Genomic DNA, 25,535 nt, shown 5'->3' with positions numbered 1-25,535 from the left:
CCCCTCTAAATCTCCCCCGGTAGGGGAGACTTTTGAATTTTTTTATTTTGTCCTAATGAATTTCTCTTGAAGCCCTCCCTCCCGGGGAGGGTTTGGGTGGGGCTATGGTACCTCAACCGCGTTCAGGATCGCAGTAATGATATCCTCGCTGGTGATGTTTTCGGCTTCGGCCTCGTAGCTTAAGCCTACACGGTGTCTTAACACATCATGACAAACAGCGCGCACATCCTCTGGGATCACATAGCCACGGCGTTTAATAAAGGCATATGCTTTTGCCGCCAGCGCCAGGCTGATACTTGCCCTTGGCGATGCACCAAAGGTGATAAGCGTTTTGTATTTGGCAAGTTTAAACTGATCAGGAAAACGGGTGGCGAAAACGATATCAATAATGTATTGCTCTATCTTTTCGTCCATATAAACCCCGCGTACTATTTTACGGGCTTTGATGATCTCTTCGGGCTTGATGATGGCGTTTGGTTTACCCATGCCTGCCGGCGAAATGTTGGCGCGCATGATCTTTTTCTCATCTTCCTTGTTAGGATATTTGATCACCACTTTCAGCATAAAACGATCCACCTGTGCTTCGGGCAGGGGATAGGTACCTTCCTGCTCAATAGGGTTTTGGGTTGCCAGTACCAGGAACGGATCAGGCAGTTTATAGGTAGTATCGCCAATGGTTACCTGGCGCTCCTGCATGGCTTCAAGCAGCGCACTTTGCACTTTGGCAGGTGCACGGTTGATCTCATCGGCCAAAACGAAGTTTGAGAAGATCGGGCCTTTGCGCACAATAAACTCTTCCTTTTTTTGGTTGTAGATCATGGTACCCAATACGTCGGCAGGGAGCAAATCCGGTGTAAACTGGATCCGGCTAAAATCAGCCTGGATAGCTCTTGACAGCGTATTGATGGCCAGGGTTTTTGCGAGTCCCGGTACACCTTCTAATAAAATGTGCCCGTTAGCCAGCAAACCGATCAGCAAACGTTCAACCATATAACGCTGACCTACGATCACTTTATCCATCTCCATGATCAGCAGATCGATAAATGCGCTTTCTCTTTGTATCATTTCATTCAGCGCCCTGATATCGGTTGAGTACGATGTTGGGGCTGCCGGAGCGGCTGATGAAACATTTCCTGTATAGCTATTTTGTTCTTCCATTAATTTTTTTCGTTTCGGTAGGCAAACTTAAACACCCGCTCAATTTTTCGCCAACTAAAATCCATGCTTAAATGTTAAAAATTGTTAAATCGTAATATATCGTGGCTGATATATCTGTTTAGCACTCACAATGTTTGGTGGTAATTGTTAAATCCGGCCCTGTTAAATCCCCAATATACACTATTTAGCTGCTTTTGTACAATATAACGTGTTAAAAGGCATTTTATTGAATGGGGGGCATGCTTAGATAACTCGCGCTGGTCTGCAACGAGTTCGGACTCGCGCTCGTTTGCAACGAGTGCGTAAACTGGGTTTGCGTTTATAACGCAACAGGCGATACAATCGCCAAACCATATTAAGCACTCGTTGCAAACGAGTGCAAGAATAAGATTTCCTGCAAAAACAAATAAAAACCATGTCATTGCGAGCGATAGCGTGGCAATCGCATGCTATACAGAGCCGCCATGCAAAGTTCGCGATTGCTTCGTCGCCCCTAATGCTCGGGCCTTACTTCGCTTCTCGCAACGGCATGCATTTGATTACGAGCGCTTAACAAACAAAAAAAGCCGCTCATCGCGGCTTTTTATATATGGAATCTATAATAATTTTATTCTTCAACCATTTCACTGTTGGGGCTGGCTACTTCGGGTTTTTCGTGTTTGAAATAGCGTTTCTGGTACAGGAGTATCATAATTACACCTACACAGATCGATGCATCGGCCAGGTTAAATACCGGCCTGAAAAACTCAAAAGATTCGCCTGCCCATAGCGGGAACCATGATGGATAGGTACCGCGTAGCAGAGGGAAGTAAAACATATCAACCACCCGGCCATGAAATATCGGGGCATATTTATACATCAACCCGTAAAATGTTGAATCGATGATATTGCCCATAGCGCCGGCTAAAATAAGCGCTACGTTCATGATAAGCCCGCGGTGGTATTTGTGTTTAATTAAATAAACAAGGGTGTAAATTATACCGCAAACCGCAACTATGCGGAACAGTGTTAAAGCCAGTTTGCCCGCATCGCCGCCCCACTCCATGCCAAATGCCATGCCGTTGTTTTCGGTGTAATGCAACATGCCCCGGTTTCCCAGGAAACGAATTTCTTCGCCCATTTGCATGTGTGCCCGTACCCAGGTTTTGATGATCTGGTCGGCAAGGATGATAAAGGCAGCAGTTAAAAAAGGTTTGGTATAAGCAGCCTTCATTTATTGCTTTAATTTAGCTTCCATTGAAAGGGTAGTGTGCGGTACAGCACGTAAACGCTCTTTCGGAATCAGCTTGCCTGTTTCGCGGCAAACACCGTAAGTTTTATTTTCAATACGTACAAGCGCAGCCTCAAGCTGCTCAATGAACTTTTTCTGACGTGCGGCCAACTGGTTTATCTGCTCTTTTTCAAGCGTTGCCGAACCATCTTCTAATGTTTTGTAAGTACCGGCAGTATCATCGGTGCCGTTGGCATTAGGCGAACTTAATGACGTAGCCAATGAGTTTAATTCCTCGCGGGCTATGCGCATTTTATCCAGGATAATCCCTTTAAATTCCTGCAGGTCAGCTTCAGAATATCTGGTTTTTTCTTGTTCTTGTTTCATTATACTTTACTAATAGCAATCAATATTTCTTGTTCGTCAATTGTAACAGGTTCACCCGCTGCAAGATCATCCACAAACACAATACTGTCGGCCAAAATTTCTGCGCAAATGTAGGATAGATTATTTTCCACGGCCTCTTTGATCACCGGAGTGCTGCTTACCTGCACGTTTATCCTATCAGTTACTTCAAATCCTTTTGTCTTACGCATATTCTGCACACGGTTGATAAATTCGCGTGAAATACCCTCCTGTTTTAATTCGTTGGTTATGGTAACATCTAAAGCCACGGTTAGTTTTCCCAAATTTGCCACCTGCCATCCGGGAACATCTTCGGCTATGATCTCAACGTCGGTAGCTAATACTTCGTATTTGCCATCAAGTACCGGAATGTTGCCGTTAGTTTCTAAGGCGGCAATATCATCCTGGGTGAAGTTTGTGATGGCTTCGGCTACAACTTTCATATCCTTACCTACTTTTTGGCCCAAAGCCTTAAAGTTTGGCTTTATCTTCTTTTTGATGAAACCTGCGGTATCGGTAATATACTCAATATCCTTAATGTTGGTTTCAGACAAAATCAGGTCTTTAACCTGCTCAATGTGTAATTTAAAGCTTTTATCCAGTATTGGCAATAAAATTTTGCTCAAAGGCTGACGTACATTGATATTCACCTTTTTACGTAATGAAAGCGTTAGTGATGAAACATCCTGTGCAAGCTGCATGCGCTCTTCAAGCTCGGCATCAACCAATGCACTGTTGTACTCAGGGAAATAAGCCAGGTGTACCGATTCAAACTCTTCTTTACCGGTAACGGCATTCAGATCGCAATATAACCTATCGGCAAAGAACGGCGCAATTGGCGACATCAGCTTGCTGATAGCAATTAAGCAGGTATACAATGTTTGGTAAGCCGAAAGCTTATCTTCCGAATCATCTGATTTCCAGAAACGGCGGCGGCTTAAGCGGATAAACCAGTTACTGAAATGCACGTCAACAAACTCCTGGATGGCACGGGCAGCCTTGGTAGGCTCAAAATCGGCATAATAGCCGTCAACCTCCTTGCTCAGGGTGTTTAACAGTGATATGATCCAGCGGTCAATTTCCGGACGCTTGCTGTTCTCTATCTCCGGTTCGCTGTAAGTGAACTTATCAATATTGGCGTATAGGGTAAAGAACGAATAGGTGTTGTGCAGCGTGCCAAAAAACTTACGCCTAACTTCGTCTATACCTTCTTCGTTAAATTTAAGGTTATCCCATGGCGATGCATTACTGATCATGTACCAGCGGGCCGCATCGGCACCGTATTGTTCAATGGTAGTAAACGGATCAACGGCGTTGCCTAAACGTTTAGACATTTTGTTGCCATTTTTATCAAGCACCAGGCCATTTGATACCACGTTTTTGAACGCGATGCCCTTGTTGCCAACCTGCTCGTTAACGGCCTTAACTTCATCACTGGCTTCGCTTAGCATTACGGCTATGGCGTGCAGGGTGAAGAACCAGCCGCGGGTTTGATCAACACCTTCGGCAATGAAATCGGCCGGGTAGGCGTTTTTAAATTGGTCATGGTTTTCAAAAGGGAAATGCCATTGCGCATAAGGCATAGCACCCGAATCAAACCAAACGTCGATCAGATCGGGCTCGCGCAGCATTTTGTTACCGGTTGATGATACTAAAACAACATCATCAACATAAGGGCGGTGCATATCTTCCAGTGTAAAACCTTCGGGCATAAAACCGGCTTTGATCGATTTTTCGATCTCGGCGTTAAGCTCGGCTATCGAACCAATGCAGATCTCCTCAGCGCCATTCTCCTCGCGCCAGATAGGCAGCGGGGTACCCCAGTAGCGTGAACGTGAAAGGTTCCAGTCAACCAAATTCTCCAGCCAGTTACCAAAACGGCCTGTACCGGTCGATTCTGGTTTCCAGTTGATGGTTTTGTTTAGCTCCACCATTTTATCCTTAACCGCAGTAGTACGGATAAACCAGCTATCAAGCGGATAGTATAATATCGGCTCATCGCTGCGCCATGAGTGCGGGTAGCTGTGCTCGTATTTCTTAACATCGAACGCACGGTTCTCAGTTTTTAATTTGATAGAGATGAGCACGTCGGTTGCTTTAAAACCTTCTTCGGCACGCTCGGCATCAGTATAATATTCTTCTTTAACGTAACGGCCCGCATAATCGGTAACCTCGTCAACAAAACGGCCCTGTTTGTTCACCAGCGGAACATCCTTGCCTGTTTCATCCTTTACCATTACCGATGGTACGTTGTTTTCCTTACAGGCCCTGAAGTCGTCAGCACCAAAAACAGACGCGGTGTGTACTATACCGGTACCATCTTCGGTAGTAACAAAATCGGCAGGGATCACGCGGAAAGCGTTTTGCTCCAGATCCTCGTTAGTTACATAAGGCATCAGTTGCTCATAGTGGATGCCCACCAGCTGACTGCCTTTTACTTCGGCTTCAATTTTCCATGGGATGATCTTATCGCCGCCTTTGTAATCGGTAAAAGAAGCGTTTTCACCTTCAGCTTTAAAATATTTTTTAACCAGGTCTTTAGCCAGCACTACACAAACCGGCAGGTAGGTGTAAGGGTTAAAGGTGTTGATCTTAACGTAATTAATGTCTTCGCCAACGGCAAGGGCACAGTTTGATGGTAAAGTCCATGGGGTAGTTGTCCAGGCCAGGATAAATACTTCGGTATCTATGCCCTCAAACAAAAACGCCGAATCTGCATCTTTTTTTACTTTAAACTGTGCTACTATAGTAGTATCCTTCACCATTTTGTAGGTGCCTGGCTGGTTAAGCTCGTGCGAGCTCAAACCGGTACCTGATTTTGGCGAATATGGCTGTACGGTGTAACCTTTGTACAGCATATCTTTATTATGCAGCTGCTTCAGAATCCACCAAAGGCTTTCAATGTATTCGTTTTTGTAGGTGATGTATGGATCGTTCAGGTCCACCCAATAACCCATTTTTTCGGTCAGGTCGTTCCAAACGTCGGTATAGCGCATTACCTCTTTACGGCAGGCGTCGTTATAATCCTTAACGCTTATTTTTTTGCCGATATCATCTTTGGTGATGCCAAGGGCTTTTTCAACAGCAAGCTCAATAGGCAGACCGTGGGTGTCCCAGCCGCCTTTGCGTTTTACCTGGTAACCTTTAAGGGTTTTGTAACGGCAAAAAATGTCTTTAATAGAGCGCGCCATTACGTGGTGAATACCGGGCATACCGTTAGCGCTCGGCGGCCCTTCATAAAAAGTATAAGGGTTACCTGCCGGACGGCTGGTAATGCTTTTTTCGAAAATATTTTTCTGTTTCCAGAAGTCCAGTATCTCTTTGCCGGTTTGCGATAAGTTTAACTGCTTATATTCCTTGTACATCTATTATTTCACCTCGTTTTTAAGAGGTTGCAAAAATACAGAATTAAAAAATGATTTTTTTAATTTAGGCCGATGAAAAATAAAGCAAAACGCTCTGTTTATCTTTTACTAATAGGTATTATCCTGTTTTCGGCAGGGATGGCCATTCCAAGCGGGCCCAGCGAAAAATGGGATGACTATGCGCGTGGTGCAGGAGCCGGATTGTTTATAGCCGGTTTCATTGGCTTGGTAACCTGGCTTATTGATGTGGTAAAGGAAAATAAGTAGTGTTGCTTTAGTCTTAAGTCGCCAGTCTTAAGTTCAAAGTCGGGTATGTAATGTAAGTTTGTTAGTTCCTGCCGTTGTTGGTATTTTCACCATAGATGTTCGGAAGATGAAGATCGGTTGGGAATGCTGGTTAAAAAAGTCATGTCATTGCGAGGAGCGGCATGGGCAAAAGCGTTTGGGGCGACGCGGCAATCCCGTAGCTATACAGGGCGGACATGCATTGGCTACGAGATTGCCGCGCTACGCTCGCAATGACATCTTTTTTAATATATATATAATTTTACCTTCCGGACACAAACAACGGGCAGTCCTAAACTTTTGCCCAGTCGTTTACGCCTAAAAAACAGGGCGAAAATCCGATTTTATGACTTCCGGCTAATACTTCTGACTTAAGAATTTTATTGCTTGTTTGAACACTAAAACTTTAGTTGATGCGTTATTGGATAAAGTAAAAAATAAAAGCCTCCTTGCACTCGCTGCTTGGAGGCTTTAAACCTAAACCTTATCACAAATCAAGGTGGTAACCTTGTATTGAAATAGCTGCAAATCTAATACATGGATTGTTAAAATCAAAAAAAAACCGACGAATCTGACGAATGAATCGACGGATTGGTAAAAATTATCATTTTTCGTTCAAATATTTCTAAAAAATTAAAGCGTTGGGTTACGTTTTAATCCACTTTGTTTATAAAATAGGTTTCGTGGGGGCGTAAATGTGCCAAAACTTACAGAAATATTAGTTGCGGTTGGCAGGTTGTTACAATTTGTGTAATTGAGATAATATTTGATAAAATAAAGGCCGCTTTGACACATCATCGCTCATGCACATGTCCCTAAGCGCGGTAAGTTTTTCAATGCCGGGGTGTTCAGCTTCATTACATAAGCTGATAAGATCGTCGAGCAGGCAGCCGTAAGCCCTTACTTCAAGCAATTCAAGTTTCCTGGCGGTTTCTATATCTGACGCATCATAAAAACAGGCTGCCCCAAAATCGCTGAACAGCGTGTTCGCTTCATCATCAATTAAAATATTGTGGGCATAAAGGTCGCTATGCATAATGCCTTTGCTATGCAGGTGTTCTGCAACCGATGCAATGGTGCCTGTAATTTTTAGTATTTGTGCAGGTGTAAGACCCATGCCGGGTTTAAAAACATCGCGTGTGCAGCTAATAAAGCTGGGTGGGAGGCCAAGGTTGTAAAAGGTATCAGGTATAAGTTTCATTACCAGTCCTTTTTTGTTTTCGGGATGATTGGTGATCTGGCCTATTAATTCTGCAAGCCCGTCATGATTACCTGCGCTGATGCAGGCGTCCATCTCATCTTCGGGCAGGCCATCGCTGGTAACCGCTCCTTTAAATATTTTAACGGCAACCTCACTTGTTTCGCCGGCATGCCGCCATGTGGCTTTTGAAATTATGCCAGACGCACCTTCGCCAAGCAATTCACTGATCTGCAGCTCGCGGCTATCAATAGGTTCAAGCGATTGTACTATTGGTTTATAGCTGAAAGGATTGCCCGAAAAAGCCAGCCATGCCAATTTGGGCAAAGATAAAAGCCACTCAGGAAATTCGCTTAGCTGATTGGCTGAAATCCGGAGCAGTTCCAGGTTGCGACAGTTGGCAAGTGAAGCCGGTAATTCCTTTAATCTGTTACCCGCAAGCATCAGTTTCTGCATCCTGCTGCAATTGCCTATTTCGGCAGGCAAACCTGTAATGCTGTTATTGGTAAGGATGAGCCACCGGAGATTTGGATTAACAGAGCGTGGTGGCACTGTTTCTATCTGGTTTGATTTAAATCCTACAATATCCAGGTGCGGACAATCGGCCAGTACTTCGGGTAAAACAGTGAACCGGTTTTCTGAACAGAAAAAGATCCTCAGTTTTCGGAGCCTGCCAAAGTCTGCCGGTAAGGTACTCAGGTCATTGAACGAGAGATCGAGATATTCCAATGTATCGGCCAGCGCAAAAATTTCGACCGGGAAATGCGAAAGTTGCTCAGATAGTTTAAGTGAAATGGTTCCTTTTAATTCTCCGTTTTGTAACTGCTTTAATGTTTGCATAGGCTGGGAGCAAAGGAACAAAAAAGCCTAAACATTTATGTTGTGCATGTACCGAATCCGTTTATCTGGTTTTTAATAACAATGTGATATTTTTCTTAACCTACATCATCGTTCAGCTTCTTTGTTTTGGTCACTTTTGGCCTGTCGGTAACCGATAAGAAAATCATTATATATCATCAGGTTTAAAAATCATATTTATGAATTACGCTATATCAACAACAAGAAATTCGGGTACAAATGCAGTTGCGGGCTTACAACAGACCTTGCTGCATGCAATTGTTGTGGCTGCTTTTATTTTAATGGGCGCTGCAACGGCCATTGCGCAAACAGAGGCATTAGCTGCGCCGGGAACAACGGCGGTATTGGGGAAAAAAGATGGGATAACAATAGCAACTACGGTTCAGGCGCCTTCCACCCAGCAAACGCCTTTGCAGGTTATTTGTGTTTTTGAATATACAGAGGGGGATATTTTTAATTCGCCTCCTGCTTTGCCGCGCAGCCTTAACGGATTAGTGCATATAGATGATGTCTTGAAAGGTATGTTAACTGAATTGCGTAAAAGCGGCAGGTTTGAGGGGCGGGCATTGGAAACAATATTGATTACACCGCCGGCGGGCAGTATAGCTGCCGAAAAGCTGCTGATCATAGGGCTCGGCGATAGAAAGGTATTTAACCCCGGGCTAATGACCAGTGTGGGCCGTGTAGAAATGCGCGAAGCCTTGCGGTTGGGGGTGAGCAGTTATTCGCATGCCAGTGATTTAAAAGACGCAGGTATCGACTCGCCTACAGGTACCGTTGCTGTTAATGTTATAAAGGGAGCACTGAATGCTTATGAAACGGAGATGTTTTTAAAAGAACGCTCGCTAAGCAGTTTTCAGCCGATGGTTAAAATAACGTTGCTTGCAGGACCGGCTTTTTTTCAAACTACAGCGGAGGCTGTTAAGGCCTTTGTTGGTACTTTAAAGAGTAATTAAGCAAAATGTAAACTGAGCAAGAACGGGTATAGCCCGGTGTTTATCAGAAAAAAAAGGTTTTCATTTTGGGAAAGCCTTTTTTATTTACAATTTATCGGCAGGTGGATTGGTGTAATTTTCAAATAAAAAAGCCCAACATTTCTGTTAGGCTTTCTTTTTGGTGGGAACTACTGGGTTCGAACCAGTGACCCTCTGCTTGTAAGGCAGATGCTCTGAACCAGCTGAGCTAAGCTCCCTTTGTTTTTGATTTTACCATTGTTTCGGCAAAACCGAGTGGCGAAGTTAAATCTCTTTGCCAAATAATGCAAATACTTTTATGAAGTATTTTGCCCCGGAATGAAAGTATAAAAAAGCCCAACATTGCTGTTAGGCTTTTTTGTGGGAGCTACTGGGTTCGAACCAGTGACCCTCTGCTTGTAAGGCAGATGCTCTGAACCAGCTGAGCTAAGCTCCCTTCCTTTTGGGACTGCAAATATAGGGGGTTGTGTTTATTTGTCAAAATAAAATTTCAAATAAAATGATAGTGTTGATTTACAGCTGGTAACGGAGTGGTTTACTTAACATCCCGGTATTGGGCACGGGGTCTTGGGTCTTCGGGGAGGATCTCCATTTCAGGAAAATCGATGTAGTGGGCATACCATTGTATGGCACCTACTAAATCCAATGCGTCTTCAGCGGCAACGTTAACTGTTTCAAAAGCATAAAGCTTATGTTCGGCGTAGCCGTAAAGCTGAATCTCGTTATCATCCGGACTAAACCGTTCCTCATCAAGGCAATAAACTTTTACCTTCAGGCGTGTATCCCTGGAGTGGATCACGTCCCTGCAGGGGTTTTGAGGATCGGTTGCCAGTAAATATACATTGTAGTCCATAATTGGGTAACAAAGTTTAAAGGGGATAGTTTCTTATTTAATATTTAATAGGCAAAATTGTTTGAATTTATATGCATTTCTCAAGATGTGGAAATCGCACCCTTGTTTGGGGAAAATTTCTACAGTTTAACATTTAGGAAATATTAAAAAGCTGTTTTTTAGGCTGATAAGTGCAATTTTATCATTTGGCATTTCGTTTGAATATATGTTATTACCCTTCTCAAAGGGTTGTTTTTCATAGGTAGATGTAGGGTCGAAATACTGCGAGAGTGTTTCGACCTTTTTTATTTTTTAATATTTATTGCCGTCCTCCAGTATCACTCCCCAAAGAGAATTTTAGTGAAGCTTGCCGAGTTAAACCTATGCACCTGTATCTTCGGTAAGGCTTATACTTATAATCTTCCGCGCCAGCTTTCAAATTATTTTTAAAAGTATGTTAGCTGCAGCATCCGTATCCGTTTTTTGCTGTTAAAGTTTTAACTGTTGGGAAAATAATGCCACTCTTTAAGGAAAGTATTTACACACTGGATCTTTCATGCGGCTATAAAAGCTTGTTTTTGAATAAATAACAGCATTTTTTATTATGGCATCCTGTTTGAATTATAGATGATACCCTTACTAAAAAGGGCTGTTTTTCATAGGTAGATGTAGGGCCGGACCAACTGCGAGAGTTGTCCGGCCTTTTTTATTACGATGGTTTATATTGCCTGATAATTAATAACATGCCTGCCAAAAATTAACCATTGGGAAATTAATTCCCGCTTAAGGGTGTCATTTCTACACATTGAGGATTGATTTTGTATTAAAAACCTGCCAATTAGGCAATTAAACTCGTTTTTGACGATTGGCATCAGGTTTGAATAAAGCTTAATACCCTTCTCAAAGGGTTGTTTTTCATAGGTAGATGTAGGGCCGGAATAACTGCGAGAGTTGTCCGGCCTTTTTTATTTAACGAAAATTTAATAACTCTTTTGTTTCGTTGCCTTTTAATTAAGAATATTTAACGATCAGTAGCTTATAATCCCCGGTTTTGGGATTAGTTTCCACATATAAAAGGTATAACAGCATTAAAAAGCTTGTTTATAGCACTTTGAGGCCACTTTTATGATTTGGCACCCGGTTTGGATAAGTATTAATACCCTTCTCATAGGGTTGTTTTCATAGGTAGATGTAGGGCCGAAAAACTGCGAGAGTTTTTCGGCCTTTTTTGTTCCCCTCATTTTAAAAATATTTTCACTGAAATAATAGTCCTGGTTTTTACTGAAAGTTAAACACTCTAATTAAGAGTAGATTAATTATCAACTAATTAAAATCTGTTGTGTTGTTACAGGCGTATATCCATCTACAGAACAACTAATTATAAATTAAAAAAATCGAACTTTATGAAAACATCTGAACAAGAAAGCATAGGCGGGGCAAATATGGCCAGGCGGTCATTTTTACGCTATGCAGGCTTAGGCGTAGCATCTGCCGGCCTTTTAGCTACAGCGGCTTGCCACAAAGATCATAAGATAAATGTTGGGGGAGGCATTGATATCGGTGCTAAAGGTGACCTTGCTATCCTGAACTACGCTTACGCCCTTGAGCAACTGGAAGCGGCATTTTACATCCAGGTAGTTAGCAATCCATACGCTGGTATGACATCTGACGAGAAGGCGCTTTTCACAAGCATCCGCGATCACGAAGTGCTTCACCGTGAATTTTTCAAAGCCGCTTTGGGCGGTAACGCAATTCCGGCCCTTACTGTTGATTTCAGTACTATTGACTTTACCAAAAAAGCCGCAGTACTTGGCGCAGCCAAAGCATTTGAAGATACCGGCGTTAAAGCTTATGACGGCGCGGGCTACCTGATCCAGGACCCTGGCTATTTAACCATTGCAGGTAAAATTGTATCGGTTGAGGCAAGGCATGCAGCACTGATCAGCAATATGCTTGTTGCAGGCTCATTTGCAGCCGACGACCAGGTTGATAGCAACGGTTTAAACAAAACGGCAACTATTGCCGAGGTATTGCCTATTGCAAACACCTACCTTAAAACCAAAGTGAGTGCATCTAATTACAGTTACGTAGCTTAACCCAACATCGCCATGAATTTATTTAATATAATAGACGAAATAGAAAAATTTGATCCGGAACTGAACGACAGGCTTAACCCGCGTCGCGCAGCCATCAAAAATATAACCAGCTTCGGCTCAAAAGTAGCTCTGGCTGCTGTGCCGTTTGCAATGGGTACCATGCTGAAAAAAGCATACGGCGCAGCAGCGGCCCCAACCGTGGTTGAGGTTTTAAACTATGCTTTAACGCTCGAATACCTTGAATCATCATTTTATAATACGGGTGCTGCTTCGGCAGGATTGATCCCTGCGGCAGGTGCTTCTTACATCAACACCGTAAAAGACGACGAGAACCAGCACGTAGCCTTCCTGAAAACAGCTATCACAGCTTCGGGCGGTACACCGGTTGCTTCGCCTAAGTTTGATTTTACTGCAGGCGGCGGTACAGGGAATGGCCCGTTTAAAGGTTTGTTTAGCAATTATAACTTGTTTTTGAAGGTAGCATTAGCTTTTGAAGATACCGGTGTACGTGCTTATAAAGGCCAGGCTCCTAATTTGCTGGGCAACAAGGATATTTTAACCGCAGCTTTATCTATCCACGCGGTTGAAGCCCGCCACGCATCGGCTATCCGCCAGTTGCTGGGTGTTTCTCCGTGGATCACCAGTACGGCTACTTTAGGCAATGATACGGGTGTGTCACAAGTTAACGGCAATTATGATGGCGAACAGAATGTTACCCAGGGGCCGGTTAATGTTACCACATTGCCAAGCGTGTCTGGCTCTACTACATCTGTTGCGGTAGCTACCGCTGCTTTTGATGAGCCTTTATCTATGGACCAGGTGTTAGCCTTATTAGTAGGTACTTTTATCTACAGCTAAATAAAGGTATTAATTGAGTTAAAAAAACCGGTTACTTATAGTGCCGGTTTTTTTATGCCTGAAAGTTTAACTATTTATTCAAGGCTTGCTTACCAAATTTGATCAGGTCGTTTGGTCTGATGTAACCTACAGTTCCTGAAACGGGTTTGCCTTTACTGGTAAATATGATCATGGTGGGGTAGGCCTGCAATCCCCATTCTGCAGCCAGTGCCGGCCCTTGTCCTTTTTCCATATCAATGGCCACGTTCACAAAATTATCGTTATAAAAATCGGCTACCTTATTGTTTTTAAATGTAGTGGCCTTAAGCATTTTGCAGGGGCCGCACCAACTGGCATAGGCATCAACAAAAATATATTTGTTTTGCCGGGCGGCCTGTTTAAGAGCGTCGGTCCATGAGTTTTCGATAAAATTGATCTGGGTTGATGGCTTGCTCAGGCCTTCTTGTGCTTTAGCAGCAGTAGTAAGGGCAAAAACAAGTGTGATGATAAAGTATTGGGCATGCAGGATTTTCTTCATTTTTTAATGGGCGTTTATATAAAAACAGCACGTATATAATGCTTTATACGTGCTGTTTATTGTAGCAGTTATAATTTATTTACCTGTTTTGGGGGCGGTGCTGTTGTTGCTGACGTTGCTGTTCCTGCTGCTGCCTTTGAGCCTGTTGCTGTTGCTGACGTTCCTGCTGTTGCTGCTGTCTCTGCGCCTGTTGTTGCTGACGTTGCTGTTCCTGCTGTTGCCTTTGCGCCTGCTGTTGTTGCTGGCGTTGTTGTTCCTGCTGTTGCCTTTGGGCTTGCTGCTGTTGCTGGCGTTGTTGTTCCTGCTGTTGCCTTTGAGCTTGTTGCTGTTGCTGACGTTCCTGCTGTTGCTGTTGCCTTTGAGCCTGCTGTTGTTGCTGACGTTGCTGTTCCTGCTGTTGCCTTTGAGCTTGCTGCTGTTGCTGACGTTCCTGCTGTTGCTGCTGCCTTTGCGCCTGCTGCTGTTGCTGACGCTGCTGTTCCTGCTGTTGCCTTTGGGCTTGCTGCTGTTGCTGACGTTCCTGCTGTTGCTGTTGCCTTTGAGCCTGTTGCTGTTGCTGACGTTCCTGCTGTTGTTGCTGCCTTTGGGCTTGCTGGTCGGGTTGGTTTTGAGGCCGCTGTTGCTGTTGGCGTTGTTGTTGCTGCTGCTGACGCTGTGCCTGCTGCTGTTGTGAACGCTGGTTTTGATCTTTTTGATCTGCTTGTTGTTGCCTTTGCGCTTGTTGTTGCTGTTGGCGTTGTTGAGCCTGTTGCTCGCGCTGTGCCTGGTTATCTCCGGGCCTTGCATTCGGCTGGTTAGGGCGTGCCCCGTTTGCGGGGTTTGGCCTTGCAGCCGGGCCTGCATGGTTAACCTGTACTACTTTATTGTCAGGTTTTTCATTACGGGCTACTTCCCTTAAACGGGCAGCATTGTTGCGGTTAATAGCTGCATTTCCGGCTTGCCTGTTAGCAATTCCGTTATTAGGGTTTTGCTGACGATAAGCTGCCGCATTTACTACCCTGGCCGGCCTGGCATCAGGCGCTTTCCTTATTTCAGGGCGATAGATATTCACTGTATTATTAACTACCCTGCCGCCGCCATTTGGCCGGTTAACATTGGTGATGTTATAAACGCGTACGTTCCGATTGTTGGTAACCTGTCTTATCTCGTTAATTCGCGGACCGGTTATATAAGTACGGTTGTTATTAACATAGGTATTGTTAATAATAGTTGTGCGGTGGATAATGTTTACCACGCGGGTTTGCGGTACATAATAGTTGTAAATGTTTGGCCGGTTTATATAAGCCTGCGGGGCACATACCCAATAATTGTCAGGTACATTATAGCTGTTACCAAAAGATATATTGATACTGATACCAGGCTGTAATGGTGCCCAGCCATAGTAACCACCACCGTGCCTCCAGCTTACCCATGCAGGTGCCCATTCATGTCCCGGAATCCATTCCCATCCATAATAATCGTCATAACGCCAGCGGCCATAGTGAAACGGTGCCCAGCCCCATTCGTAATCAGATACCCAGGTATTACCATAGTCGGTTACTACCCAGTGGCCACGGGTTGCATATGGCCTGAAATTGTCTTCAGCATCCGGTACCCAAACGTTACCGTATTGCGGGTCGCCTACCCAGGTGCCGTAAGGGTCAAGTTCGTCATAAAACTCCTGGTCGGATACATAGCCTCCTTCCTGGGCTTTACTCATGTTTGGGGCGGCAAGCATTATCAAAAATGCTATTACGCTTATGCCGCATATTTTATTGATGAATTTCATAATACGATAGTTTATAAAGGCCTGTTTATTTGTTGTTGCTAAATATATGACAGGCAGAAGTATAAAACGTTTAAAGCAAAAATTGTTTTAAGGGGTTAATACAAACTAAGCCAATGTAATTATGGGGATAAAATTTTATTGCTATCTTGTGTACTGCGCTTAAAAATTAAATAATTTTGCTACCTGTTTTATAAACAATAACTATGAGCACAGTAAATATTCCACGCCTGGATCTGAATACCTATATAAACGGCACCGCCGAAGAACGTAAGCAATTTTCGAACGATATCGGTAAAGCTTTTAACGAAACCGGGTTTGTTACCATCACTAACCACGGTTTAAGCAAAGAGCTGATAGATAAACTTTATGAGCAGGTTAAAGCCCTGTTTGCCTTGCCCGATGCTGTAAAACAGCAATATGAAATTCCTGGATTGGCTGGCCAGCGTGGTTACACAGGTAAAGGTAAGGAAACGGCCAAAGGCTTTAAAACCCCCGACCTGAAAGAGTTTTGGCAGATTGGCCAAACCGTAACAGACGATGATGTGCTGAAAGCCCAATATCCCGAAAATATACAGGTTAATGAGCTATCGGAGTTTAACCCAACTACTATTGAGGTTTATAAAAAGCTGGAGGCCGCGGGCAAGCATTTGCTGCGCGCCATAGCTGTTTATCTTGAATTGCCTGAGAATTATTTTGATGATAAAGTACACAACGGAAACTCTATCCTGCGTAACCTGCATTACTTCCCGATACTGGATCCTGACTCGGTACCTGATGATGCTGTACGTGCCGGTGCCCATGAAGATATTAATCTCATTACTTTATTAATAGGTGCCAGTGCCGACGGGCTTGAATTGTTGACCCGCGATAATACCTGGTTCCCGGTTAAAGCTTACGGTGAAGACCTGGTAGTTAACGTTGGCGATATGCTGCAGCGTTTAACCAACAATAAACTAAAATCCACCACTCACCGCGTAGTGAACCCTCCACGCGAGCTGATGAAGTTTTCCCGTTTCTCGGTGCCGTTTTTCCTGCATCCCAAATCGGATATGGACCTTACCAGTCTTGATTCATGTATCGATGACCAGCATCCTAAATCATATACCGATATTACTGCAGGCGAATATTTGGATGAACGTTTGAGAGAGATTGGTTTAAAAATGTAAATAATTAAAAAAGCGTCATTGCGAGATACGAAGCAATCGCACGGAAGCTTGTCTGCCCTGTAAAGTATGCGATTGCCGCGTAGCTCCCAAACTCATTCCCGTTTCGCTCCTCGCAATGACATCTTCATAAATTCAGAAGCCCTCTCCAAACGGAAAGGGCTTCTGAATTTATATAGGTAGACGATATAATTTTACTTAGCCAGTACTGCTTTGCCATCAACGCTTTCACCGGCTGCCTGTTTTCTTTTATACAACACAAATAAGGCAGTTGCTAATACTCCGATAATACCCTCAATACAAACAGCTTTACGCGGGCCAAGCTCATTGGCTAACCATCCGGCCATCAAGCTGCCTACCGGGATCATGCCCTGGTAGGCCATCACATAGTAGCTGATAGCCCTTGCCCTCATGGCCGGGATTGCATGGGTTTGGATGTAAGTATTAATAGCTGATGTTTGCGCCATCATGCCCACACCGGTAAATACCATAAATACTAAGGCAAATGGTAGTTTGCCAGCATAAGCTACCATCAGCACACTGGTGCCGAAGATAAGACTGGCTATTGACATGATCTTCACCAGGTTTTTATTGGTTTTTAAGTTGGCCAGATACACCGCACTGATCACCGAACCTAAACCAGCCGCGCTCTCAAACCAGCTGAAGGTTTTGGCATCGCCATTAAAAATATCTTTTGCAAAGATTGGCATCAGGGTGTTAAAAGGAATAACGAACAGGCTGCTTGCAGTAAGCATCAGGATCATGCTGCTCAGGTCGCTGTCACCTGATACATATTTGAAACCCTCCTGTAACTCTGTCCAGATACTTTTTTCTGAGCGGACAGGCACTATAGTGTCCAGTTTCATCATAAATAAACAAGTAAGCACCGGAATATAACTCAAAAAATTACCGAAGAAACAAACATCCTCACCAAAGGCGCTCAATACAATACCTGCAATAGCAGGGCCCGCAATACGGGCAAGGTTTGTCATTGTGGAATTGAGGGCGATGGCATTAGGCAAATCGGCCTTATCATCAACCATATCCACCATTAATGATTGGCGGCAGGTAACGTCAAAGGCATTTACAATTCCCTGCAGCAGGCTTAAACCAATAATTGCAGGTATATTATAGATCTTGAAAAAGATCATGAAAGCAAATGCCCCGGCCTGCAGCATAGATACCAGCTGGGTAATAACTAAAATACGGTAACGGTTATGCCTGTCAACAATACTGCCTGCATATGGGGCTAATATCAGGGAGGGGATCAGGCTCACGAAACTTACAATTCCTAACAACAGCGCCGAACCGGTGAGGCGGTAAACCAGCCAGCTCACTGCTGTTTTTTGCATCCATGTGCCAATGAGGGATATTGACTGACCGTAAAAAAACAGCTTAAAATTACGGTACTTTAAAGAGCGAAACACATTCATTTGTTCAATTCATAACAAAAGCAAATTCAGGGGAGTACTTAATGCAAGACTATTGAATTGTTTTATAATGCAAATATCGCCCATATTGATACATTTGTAAAATAGATTGTTTTAATAGAATTGATAGGTAAAAACGATTGATTATGGAACTGCGCCAATTGCAATACTTTGTTAAAGCTGCCGAAACGATGAATTTTACCGAGGCGGCAGCGGCGGTGTTTATTACACAAAGTACGCTATCACAACAAATTAAACAGCTGGAAGAGGAACTGGGTATGCTCCTGTTCGACAGGATAGGCAAGCATGTACGCATCACCGAAGCCGGGCATATATTTTTAACCCATGCCCGCAAAATCCTTAACGATGTGCAACGGAGCAAGCAAGCCATCAGCGAATTGCAGAATGCCACCACCGGCGAGTTGAATCTCGGTGTTTCGTATGCTTTTACATCGTTGCTTTTACCGGCGCTGGCCCCATTCAGCACCAAGTATCCGGGCATCAAGATCTTTATTACTTACGGTAACCCCGAAGAGCTTGAAAAAAAGCTTCGCCTGGCCGAACTGGATATGACCCTGTCCTTTCATAACGAAAGCGATGATGAAGACCTGGAAATGCAGGAGCTTTTTAGCTCGAGTGTAGTGATGGTGGTATCTAAGAATAATCCCCTGGCTAAGCTTAATAAAATAAGCCTGGAAGAACTGGCTAAACAGGATCTTATTTTACCCGGCAAAGGTTTCAGCTCGCGTGAGTTTATTAATGAACTATTTAATCGTAAAAAGATAGCGCCCAACATTAAAATAGAGCTTAACGACGTGCATTCATTACTGGCGCTGGTTGAGAATGGACATTGGGCAACCATTCTTAATGAAAAAGCCATCATCGGCTGGAATAAAGTGATCGCTATCCCTATCGAATCAAAGGGGATCAAACGGCAATCATATATTCTGTGGCAAAAAGGTGTTTACCGTAAACGCGCGGCTATTTTATTTATTGAAGAATTGATGAAGGTGATGGTCGCTGAGTAGAGAAGTTTTTACTCACTCTTTTTGGTAAAAAACACACCCAATACACCTCCCAGTATTACCTCAAAATAGGGCAGTATCTTGCTGGTTTGCTCAAAGGAGTCTTTAGCATATTGCTTGCCATGTTGAAACTGATCTTTAGGGATCATGATGAGGATCACCATCAGGAAACCTATGTAAAAGATGCTCACCAATAATGACAGCCTGTAAAAGAAAACATCTATCTGGGCATTATCATACTTGTTTTCCTGGCTATAGGCAACTATAAATCCGGTTGTTATGAGGGTGAGGTAGGGGACAAGATGTTCCAATAACCATGATGCAATATCTGTAATTGTTTCCTTGCCGGTTATTTGCCATAAAATTACATAAGCCAAAAGTAATCCGGATGAGCAAAACCATACCGTGGTAAGCCTTTTCTGGGCTTTGTATTTAATGATCGAAGCCATATCTCAGGGTTGTAAACTTTCGGCTATATGTGATTTTTGTAGGTGGACTTGAGCACTGAACCTCGGGGACAGCAAGGGCGATAGGGGGGTATTGGCCTCTTCCGACTTAAACTCATAAACAATCACGGTACAATTGTAGCCGGGTGTAAAAGGTTTGTTCCTGATGGCATCTGGTAAAATGTTGGCCGCCAGTCGTATCCATTCCAGGGCGTTATTTGCGGTTACCCTTGTGTTGGTTGCGTTAAAGGGTATATCCGTCACTAAAAAAGCAAAAATCCTGAAATAGCCTTTACGGGGAGCAATAAAATCCCAAAATCCTATGTTATCATAATGCCCTTCAGAAAATCGGTCGCTACTGTTAACTGATGTAGCGTCGTCATTAATTTCCTCTACCTTGGTGACAACTACAAAGCCATTAGGAATAGCATAATAGCCAACATCCTGATAATTGCAGGTTAATGATGTAACGGCTCTATAAATAATATTGCCGGCATCGCCCAGTAAACGGCAATTGCCGAAAATAGTATTGTCGAGTACCGCAAAGGTGTAGCCCGCGGGTGGAGGAAAAGGGAAAGATTTAATGGGGGGCACAGCCATGTCAAAAGCTAACATGGTGGTGTCTTGCGATAATACCTGAAAATTCTGCTTTTGGTCGATGGTAAGCAATTGACTGGCTTTCTGCCGGGTTTCGGCTTGTAGTGCCGTTAAACTACTTGCATATGAAGCCGGCGATGTTCGTCGTATGCTTTCTACAGCTATTTTGTACGCTCTTAATAACGAATCAAGCCTCCTTTGCTGTATTGCCGAAAATGCAAGCCTGGTAGGTACGCGGTTCACAACTACCGGCGAGGTTGGCTGCGGATGAGGATGCATGATGATTTGCGCCAAGGCCAGATTGCCAATGGAACATAAATACAAAAGAAGCGCTGCTTTAAGGTGGTTCATACCAATTACTTTAGGTTAAACTAAGTTGATAGAAACTAACGGTGCCGGATAATGGACAATGGCAAAAGGTTTATTTAGAAGTTGCCTGTAGCGTATATTTTCAAAGTTAGGATATGCCGTTTTAAATGAGTTAAGTAGTTTTACTCATTATAAAGAAGATGAATACGTAGTTTTACTTAAATTACCAATCTGGTGATCAGGACTTTAATACAGGTTGATCTGGGGCATTGCTTTTAAAAGGAAACTCCGTTTAATCTCCGGGAAAGTACTCGTAATTTATTATAAGCACATAATTATGCCGGAGCCGGATATAGAGGGTAACAAGCTCCTGACTAAGCCCGGATTACTTTTTCATTTCTTCCCTTATCGCCCTCAAAAATTCATTGGGATGTTTGGAGCCGATGATGTAAAGCAGGCCATCTCGGTCGGTAAGGTGAATGGCTTCGTTGCCTGAGGTGAAAAAGCGGATGGTGCCTTTGGTATGCAAATTATAAACGGGGTTGTTGAACAGGTAACGGCTGTAACTGCCTTTTTCAACTTTAACAATACTATTCAAATCTATTTTTACCAGCTTGGTTGTCCACAGGCCGTCAAGCATCACACTCTTGTTCTCCACCCGGGTGCGGAAATGGAGCAGGAAACCCAGGATAATAGAAATAATGATGATGGCAAAGCCCACAACAACCAGCAAATCACCATTGCGTTCACGTTCGTCGGTAAAGAAGTAGGCTGCAAAACAAAACATGGCTAAAACCAGGCGTATGGTTAGCGGTATAAATTCCCGGCCAAGGTATTGTTTTTCAGTAAAAACGGATTTATCGCTCATGTTAGTTTAAACAGTTCGAAGATAGTAACTTTTTTAGTGTTATCACTCACTTTATACCTTTCGTCGGGGCGATAGCCTCCAATCCACATAATTTCGCCGTTACCGTTTACAACTATGGGAATTTCTTCCTTTTGGTGCAGCGGCACTTTTTGATTGATGAAAAAGTCGCTTAACTTTTTTTTGCCCTTCATCCCCAAAGGGAAAAAATGATCTCCCTCATGCCATGTACGTACTTTAAGCGGATAAATCAGTTTATCGGTATCAATAGATACAGCCATCGGGTTATCCTTTATGATCAGGGGGCTATCATCATGCAGTAAATTCAACCTGTAAACGCCAAAATTAGTTTCGTGGTCTGTTTTATTAATAATTATCTCTGCAGGCACTATGGTAGTGTTGGGTTTTATGATGATATCATCACGGTCGAGCAGCAACGTGTGTGTGCCCGATTCAAATACCCGGCCTGAGTGTTTATCGAGCGAAGCAATGAGATCATCAATAATAGTTTCATTAAAACCATACTCGTTTAGCAGCTTAAAAAGCAACAGGCGTTGTGGGTTAAGCCTCTTTACGCCGGTAATGGGCAAATAGATAATATCACCGCGTACCTGCACCAGGGTGTGCCTTAGTTCATCAAGCTTAAGCTCAAGCAGCAGCTCCAGGTCGCGAAAATGAAGCAGGTTATTTTCAAACGTTTTTTCGAGCGATGGGTTCAGTTCTTTCAGTTTTGGCACAACCTCCAGCCTGATCTTATTACGGGCATATTTTGCCGATGCATTGGAACTGTCCTCAACAAAAGTTAAACCTTTGGCTGTAACATGGGTCTGTATCTCTGCACGGGAAAGAAACAGCAAGGGGCGCACAAGTTTACCATTTTTAGGTAAAATGCCATGCAGCCCGGCAATTCCGGTGCCGCGTGTAAGGTTTAACAATATTGTTTCAATAGTATCGTTTTGGTGGTGAGCAAGCGCAACAACCTCATAACCTGATTGCTGGCAAATTGTATCAAACCATTGATAACGAAGGTCCCGGGCTGCCATTTGTATTGAGATCTTGTTTTCGGCGGCGTATTGTTCGGTATCAAAGTTTACGGTATGGAAAGGTACACCAAGTATTGTGGCGAGGTTGCGGCAAAAAGCCTGATCGCGCAGGGCTTCGTCGCCGCGCAACTGAAAGTTACAATGGGCAATGCCAAAATCATAGCCTGCGGCATTAAGCAGGTGCACCATTAACACCGAGTCGATGCCGCCGCTTACAGCTGCCAATATGGGTGTAGGGGGTTTAAATAAGCTGTTTTGCTCAATAAAATTAACAAACTGATTAACTGGCAGCATTCATCAAAATTATTAATTTAATAACCCCAACAAAAAACTAATTTTGCCACTGTGAGGAAATACGTTTTATGCTTTTTGTTTTTGGCGATAGCAACTGCAGCTATGGCTCAAAAAAAATCAATTGTAAACCTGATTCAATCTGAACGGAGCACCGGAGCAAAAATTAATGGCAAGCAGATGTTCAAGGTTTATAAAGGCGTGTTTAAGCAGGATTATTCCATTCTTCGCTCAGACAGTGCTTACTTTTATCCCAACGAAAACGCTTTTGATGCTTTTGGCAATGTAAACATTAATCAGGGCGATACGCTGAACATATTTTCGGACAAGCTGAACTATAATGGTAATACCAAAACGGCAATCCTTACCGATAACGTTAAAATGGTTGACCGCGACGCTACCTTAACCACCAATTACCTCACGTATAATACAGCCAGCCGTATAGGTACTTACACAGGCGGCGGTAAGCTGGTAAACAAGGATAACGTGCTTACCAGTAAAAATGGATATTACTTTGCTTTTAGCCGCGACTCTTATTTCCGGTACGATGTGGTACTTACCACGCCCGATGCCCTGATAAAAACAGATACCCTTAAATACAATACAGGCACGCGCATAGCTTATTTCTTCGGCCCTACCAATATTTATGGTACCAAGGATAAAGATACACTGTACACCGAAAATGGGTTATATAACACCGTTACCGAACAGGCTTATTTCGGGAAGAAAAATTCATACAGGCAGGGTACCAAATCGTTAAAGGGAGATAGTCTTTTTTATGATAAGCTGAAAGGTTATGGCCGGGCGGTAAAAAACATCACTTTTGAAGACCGCGAACAAAAAGTAACCATTAAGGGCGATTTGGGGACGTACTACAGGGCCGAGGAAAAAACCGTTGTTACCGAAAATGCCTATGTAGTATTGGTATCTGAACAAAAGGATACCAGTAAAACCGATACAACGGCTAAGCAATTACCTGCCGGGAATAAGAATGCCAAAACATCAGTAAAAAACGTTACCGATCTAACCAAAATTGCCAATGCCATAAAGCCCGATAGCAGCCATAAGGCCCCTGCTAATACCATGCCCATTAAACAGCCGTTTGCGATAGGTAAAAAAGATAGTGCTAATGTGGATATGGCGGCTGCCCTGGCACAGGATGCTTTGAAAAATAATAAAGGTGCTAATGCCGATATGTTAATAAAAGCAGCAACGCAGGCTAAGAAAGGTAATGAAAAGCTCATCGATTCGGCATTGAAGGCGGCGGCCCCTGCATTGAAAAATAATAAGGACAAAGCAGGTATAAAAAACATAGGTAGCCTGGCGGGAGTGGCCGATGCCATTAAGCCGGGCGTTACCAAGGTAACCGGAAAGCTTGTGCCTGTAAAAACCACGGTGGCACCAAAAGATACCAGCCACATGAAACGTGATTCGATATTTATGACTGCCGATACGATTGAAACGCAGATCATGACCTATAAAAATCAAAAAATTTACCAGGAACGTCAGCGTACTTTGCGGGATACCACCCTCAAACAGCGTAAACTGGCAGCAGATAAAAAATCCTCCAAATTCCTTACGGCCTATTATATAAAGGTGCCTATGGATACCAGTTATTTTCACCGTGATTTTTTTGGAAAGCCTAAGCCGGTAAATGATTCATTACAGCGAAAAAAAGAAGCACTTGCTGCTGTTAGAAAAGCAAAGCAGGATAGTATATATCGTGAGCAAATGCAGCGTGACCCTGTTTTTAAACAGTATCCTGTTAATGTAAAAGATACTGCACGTGTAAGGATGCTTATAGGGCATCACCATGTTAAGATCTTTAAATCCGATCTGCAGGCAAAATCTGATTCTGTATTTTACAGCAACAGCGACTCCACCATGCGTATGTACGTAAATCCTATGATATGGGCGCAGGGGTCGCAGTTGAGCGGGGATACCGTATACCTGCAAATGCGGCACAAAAAGCTTGATAATATTGAATTGTTCCCTTCGGCATTTATCGTAAATATTGAAAAGGATGACTCAACTCATTTTAACCAGGTAGCAGGGAAAAAAATGCGGGGATATTTCAAGGATGACAAGCTTGATCAGATGTATACGTTTGGTAATGCCGAAACTATATATTTTCAGCGCGACAGCGGCAAGGTTTCGGGGATGCAGCGATCATTAAGCAGCCGGATCCGTACCTCTTTTAAAAATAACCAGGCCACGGATGTTTTCTTTTTAACCAAGCCCGAAAACCGGTATATCCCTATAGATAAAGTAAAAGAAGATGATAAGATATTGAAGGGCTTTTTGTGGAAACCCAAAGAGCGGCCCACCTCAAAAGAAGATATCATTAAAAAGCATGTTAAAAAAGCGGCAACAACCAAATCGCCGGTAAAAAATGCTTCCGCCAAACCCGGAACTGTTAAACCAGGAGCAAGCCTCAAAACGGATAGCCTGAAAGGGCCGGCAATAAAAAACATGCAGGATAGTACCTTAAAAGTTGATACTGGGAAGAATAATGGGGTAAAAATTAAAAAGGATACGATAATCAGGAATTTTGCACCAAAACTACCCGGAAATGGGCAGAAAAAGGACAGTATTGTTAACAAAACGCCATCTGTTAAGAAAAACTGACCTAAAATGAAAAAAAAGTAACATTTTTTATCAAAAAAATTAGTCTACTAATTCTATAGTGCTTATATTTGACTAATTGTTATTATCGTTCTAACCAATTAGTTCTTTATGATAAATAATGAGGTCAGTCAACTTAAATTTAAAAAAGAGACAGCCGGCGGGCTATCTCTTTTTTTTCTGCCTCTTTTTTAAAGCATGTTGAAACACCTGTTTT

Annotated in this window: 20 protein-coding genes and 2 tRNA genes; 7 read left to right on the top strand and 15 right to left on the bottom strand. The window is 43.2% G+C overall.

Annotated features, from left to right (window positions below; translation table 11 throughout):
• Positions 1–102: 102 nt before the first annotated feature.
• From MTO98_RS32185 to ileS, 4 genes are all read right to left on the bottom strand, one after another.
• Positions 103–1,062, bottom strand: coding sequence for an AAA family ATPase (locus MTO98_RS32185; protein WP_371825440.1), 960 nt, complete (start codon positions 1,060–1,062; stop codon positions 103–105).
• Between the two features lie 703 nt (positions 1,063–1,765).
• Positions 1,766–2,371, bottom strand: a complete 606-nt coding sequence (locus tag MTO98_RS32180; RefSeq protein WP_243483580.1) for a lipoprotein signal peptidase — start codon at positions 2,369–2,371, stop codon at positions 1,766–1,768.
• Entirely contained in the window at positions 2,372–2,755 is a 384-nt protein-coding gene (locus MTO98_RS32175; protein ID WP_090533802.1) for a TraR/DksA C4-type zinc finger protein, read from the bottom strand.
• Entirely contained in the window at positions 2,755–6,138 is a 3,384-nt protein-coding gene (gene ileS, locus MTO98_RS32170; RefSeq protein WP_243483578.1) for an isoleucine--tRNA ligase, read from the bottom strand. The genes MTO98_RS32175 and ileS overlap by 1 nt, the downstream gene beginning before the upstream one ends.
• A gap of 72 nt (positions 6,139–6,210) precedes the next feature.
• Here ileS and MTO98_RS32165 point away from each other — a divergent pair, with 72 nt between their 5' ends.
• Positions 6,211–6,405, top strand: coding sequence for a hypothetical protein (locus tag MTO98_RS32165; protein WP_110584045.1), 195 nt, complete (start codon positions 6,211–6,213; stop codon positions 6,403–6,405).
• Between the two features lie 757 nt (positions 6,406–7,162).
• On the opposite strand, the gene MTO98_RS32160 is transcribed toward MTO98_RS32165, so the two are convergent.
• Entirely contained in the window at positions 7,163–8,461 is a 1,299-nt protein-coding gene (locus MTO98_RS32160; protein ID WP_243483576.1) for a leucine-rich repeat-containing protein kinase family protein, read from the bottom strand.
• Positions 8,462–8,658: 197 nt separating this feature from the next.
• Between MTO98_RS32160 and MTO98_RS32155 the strand changes: the two genes are divergently transcribed.
• Positions 8,659–9,435: a M17 family peptidase N-terminal domain-containing protein gene (locus MTO98_RS32155; RefSeq protein ID WP_243483574.1), complete on the top strand. Its 777-nt coding sequence runs from the start codon at positions 8,659–8,661 to the stop codon at positions 9,433–9,435.
• Positions 9,436–9,593: 158 nt separating this feature from the next.
• On the opposite strand, the gene MTO98_RS32150 is transcribed toward MTO98_RS32155, so the two are convergent.
• The 3 genes from MTO98_RS32150 to MTO98_RS32140 all read right to left on the bottom strand — a co-directional run bounded on the left by MTO98_RS32150 (position 9,594) and on the right by MTO98_RS32140 (position 10,306).
• Positions 9,594–9,671: transfer RNA gene (locus tag MTO98_RS32150), tRNA-Val, on the bottom strand.
• Between the two features lie 143 nt (positions 9,672–9,814).
• A tRNA-Val gene (locus MTO98_RS32145) sits at positions 9,815–9,889 on the bottom strand.
• 99 nt (positions 9,890–9,988) lie between these two features.
• A complete protein-coding gene (locus MTO98_RS32140) occupies positions 9,989–10,306 on the bottom strand; it encodes a hypothetical protein (RefSeq protein ID WP_243483572.1) in 318 nt (105 codons plus the stop codon).
• A 1,382-nt stretch (positions 10,307–11,688) separates the two neighbouring features.
• On the opposite strand from MTO98_RS32140, the gene MTO98_RS32135 reads away from it, so the two are divergent.
• Both MTO98_RS32135 and MTO98_RS32130 read left to right on the top strand, forming a co-directional pair.
• A complete protein-coding gene (locus MTO98_RS32135; protein WP_243483569.1) occupies positions 11,689–12,381 on the top strand; it encodes a ferritin-like domain-containing protein in 693 nt (230 codons plus the stop codon).
• 12 nt (positions 12,382–12,393) lie between these two features.
• The gene (locus MTO98_RS32130; protein WP_243483568.1) at positions 12,394–13,239 is read left to right on the top strand and encodes a ferritin-like domain-containing protein; all 846 of its coding nucleotides are present in this window, start codon (positions 12,394–12,396) and stop codon (positions 13,237–13,239) included.
• 70 nt (positions 13,240–13,309) lie between these two features.
• Here the strand turns inward: MTO98_RS32130 and MTO98_RS32125 are convergent, their stop codons facing one another.
• Both MTO98_RS32125 and MTO98_RS32120 read right to left on the bottom strand, forming a co-directional pair.
• A complete protein-coding gene (locus MTO98_RS32125) occupies positions 13,310–13,756 on the bottom strand; it encodes a thioredoxin domain-containing protein (protein ID WP_243483565.1) in 447 nt (148 codons plus the stop codon).
• 79 nt (positions 13,757–13,835) lie between these two features.
• The gene (locus MTO98_RS32120; protein ID WP_243483564.1) at positions 13,836–15,524 is read right to left on the bottom strand and encodes a DUF6600 domain-containing protein; all 1,689 of its coding nucleotides are present in this window, start codon (positions 15,522–15,524) and stop codon (positions 13,836–13,838) included.
• Positions 15,525–15,727: 203 nt separating this feature from the next.
• On the opposite strand from MTO98_RS32120, the gene MTO98_RS32115 reads away from it, so the two are divergent.
• Entirely contained in the window at positions 15,728–16,690 is a 963-nt protein-coding gene (locus tag MTO98_RS32115) for an isopenicillin N synthase family oxygenase (RefSeq protein ID WP_243483562.1), read from the top strand.
• Between the two features lie 191 nt (positions 16,691–16,881).
• Here MTO98_RS32115 and MTO98_RS32110 read toward each other — a convergent pair whose 3' ends face one another.
• Positions 16,882–18,120 carry an MFS transporter gene (locus MTO98_RS32110; protein ID WP_243483560.1) on the bottom strand — a complete coding sequence of 413 codons (1,239 nt, stop codon included), beginning with the start codon at positions 18,118–18,120 and terminating at the stop codon, positions 16,882–16,884.
• 143 nt (positions 18,121–18,263) lie between these two features.
• Between MTO98_RS32110 and MTO98_RS32105 the strand changes: the two genes are divergently transcribed.
• Positions 18,264–19,145, top strand: coding sequence for a LysR substrate-binding domain-containing protein (locus MTO98_RS32105; RefSeq protein WP_243483558.1), 882 nt, complete (start codon positions 18,264–18,266; stop codon positions 19,143–19,145).
• A gap of 8 nt (positions 19,146–19,153) precedes the next feature.
• On the opposite strand, the gene MTO98_RS32100 is transcribed toward MTO98_RS32105, so the two are convergent.
• The 4 genes from MTO98_RS32100 to tilS all read right to left on the bottom strand — a co-directional run bounded on the left by MTO98_RS32100 (position 19,154) and on the right by tilS (position 22,696).
• On the bottom strand, positions 19,154–19,591 hold the full coding sequence (locus tag MTO98_RS32100; RefSeq protein ID WP_243483556.1) for a hypothetical protein: 438 nt from the start codon (positions 19,589–19,591) through the stop codon (positions 19,154–19,156).
• Positions 19,592–19,594: 3 nt separating this feature from the next.
• Positions 19,595–20,536, bottom strand: coding sequence for a hypothetical protein (locus tag MTO98_RS32095; RefSeq protein WP_243483554.1), 942 nt, complete (start codon positions 20,534–20,536; stop codon positions 19,595–19,597).
• A gap of 343 nt (positions 20,537–20,879) precedes the next feature.
• A complete protein-coding gene (locus MTO98_RS32090) occupies positions 20,880–21,362 on the bottom strand; it encodes a hypothetical protein (RefSeq protein WP_243483552.1) in 483 nt (160 codons plus the stop codon).
• Positions 21,359–22,696, bottom strand: a complete 1,338-nt coding sequence (gene tilS / locus MTO98_RS32085) for a tRNA lysidine(34) synthetase TilS (RefSeq protein ID WP_243483550.1) — start codon at positions 22,694–22,696, stop codon at positions 21,359–21,361. Before tilS ends, MTO98_RS32090 begins: the two co-directional genes overlap by 4 nt.
• Positions 22,697–22,798: 102 nt before the next feature.
• Between tilS and MTO98_RS32080 the strand changes: the two genes are divergently transcribed.
• Complete coding sequence (locus MTO98_RS32080) at positions 22,799–25,321, top strand: OstA-like protein (RefSeq protein ID WP_243483548.1); 2,523 nt, start codon at positions 22,799–22,801, stop codon at positions 25,319–25,321.
• Positions 25,322–25,535 lie beyond the last annotated feature (214 nt).

Origin of the sequence: Mucilaginibacter sp. SMC90, from assembly GCF_022811725.1 — a bacterium.
In the GTDB taxonomy this organism is placed as follows: Bacteria; Bacteroidota; Bacteroidia; order Sphingobacteriales; family Sphingobacteriaceae; genus Mucilaginibacter.
This window is presented reverse-complemented; position numbering and strand designations above follow the sequence as displayed.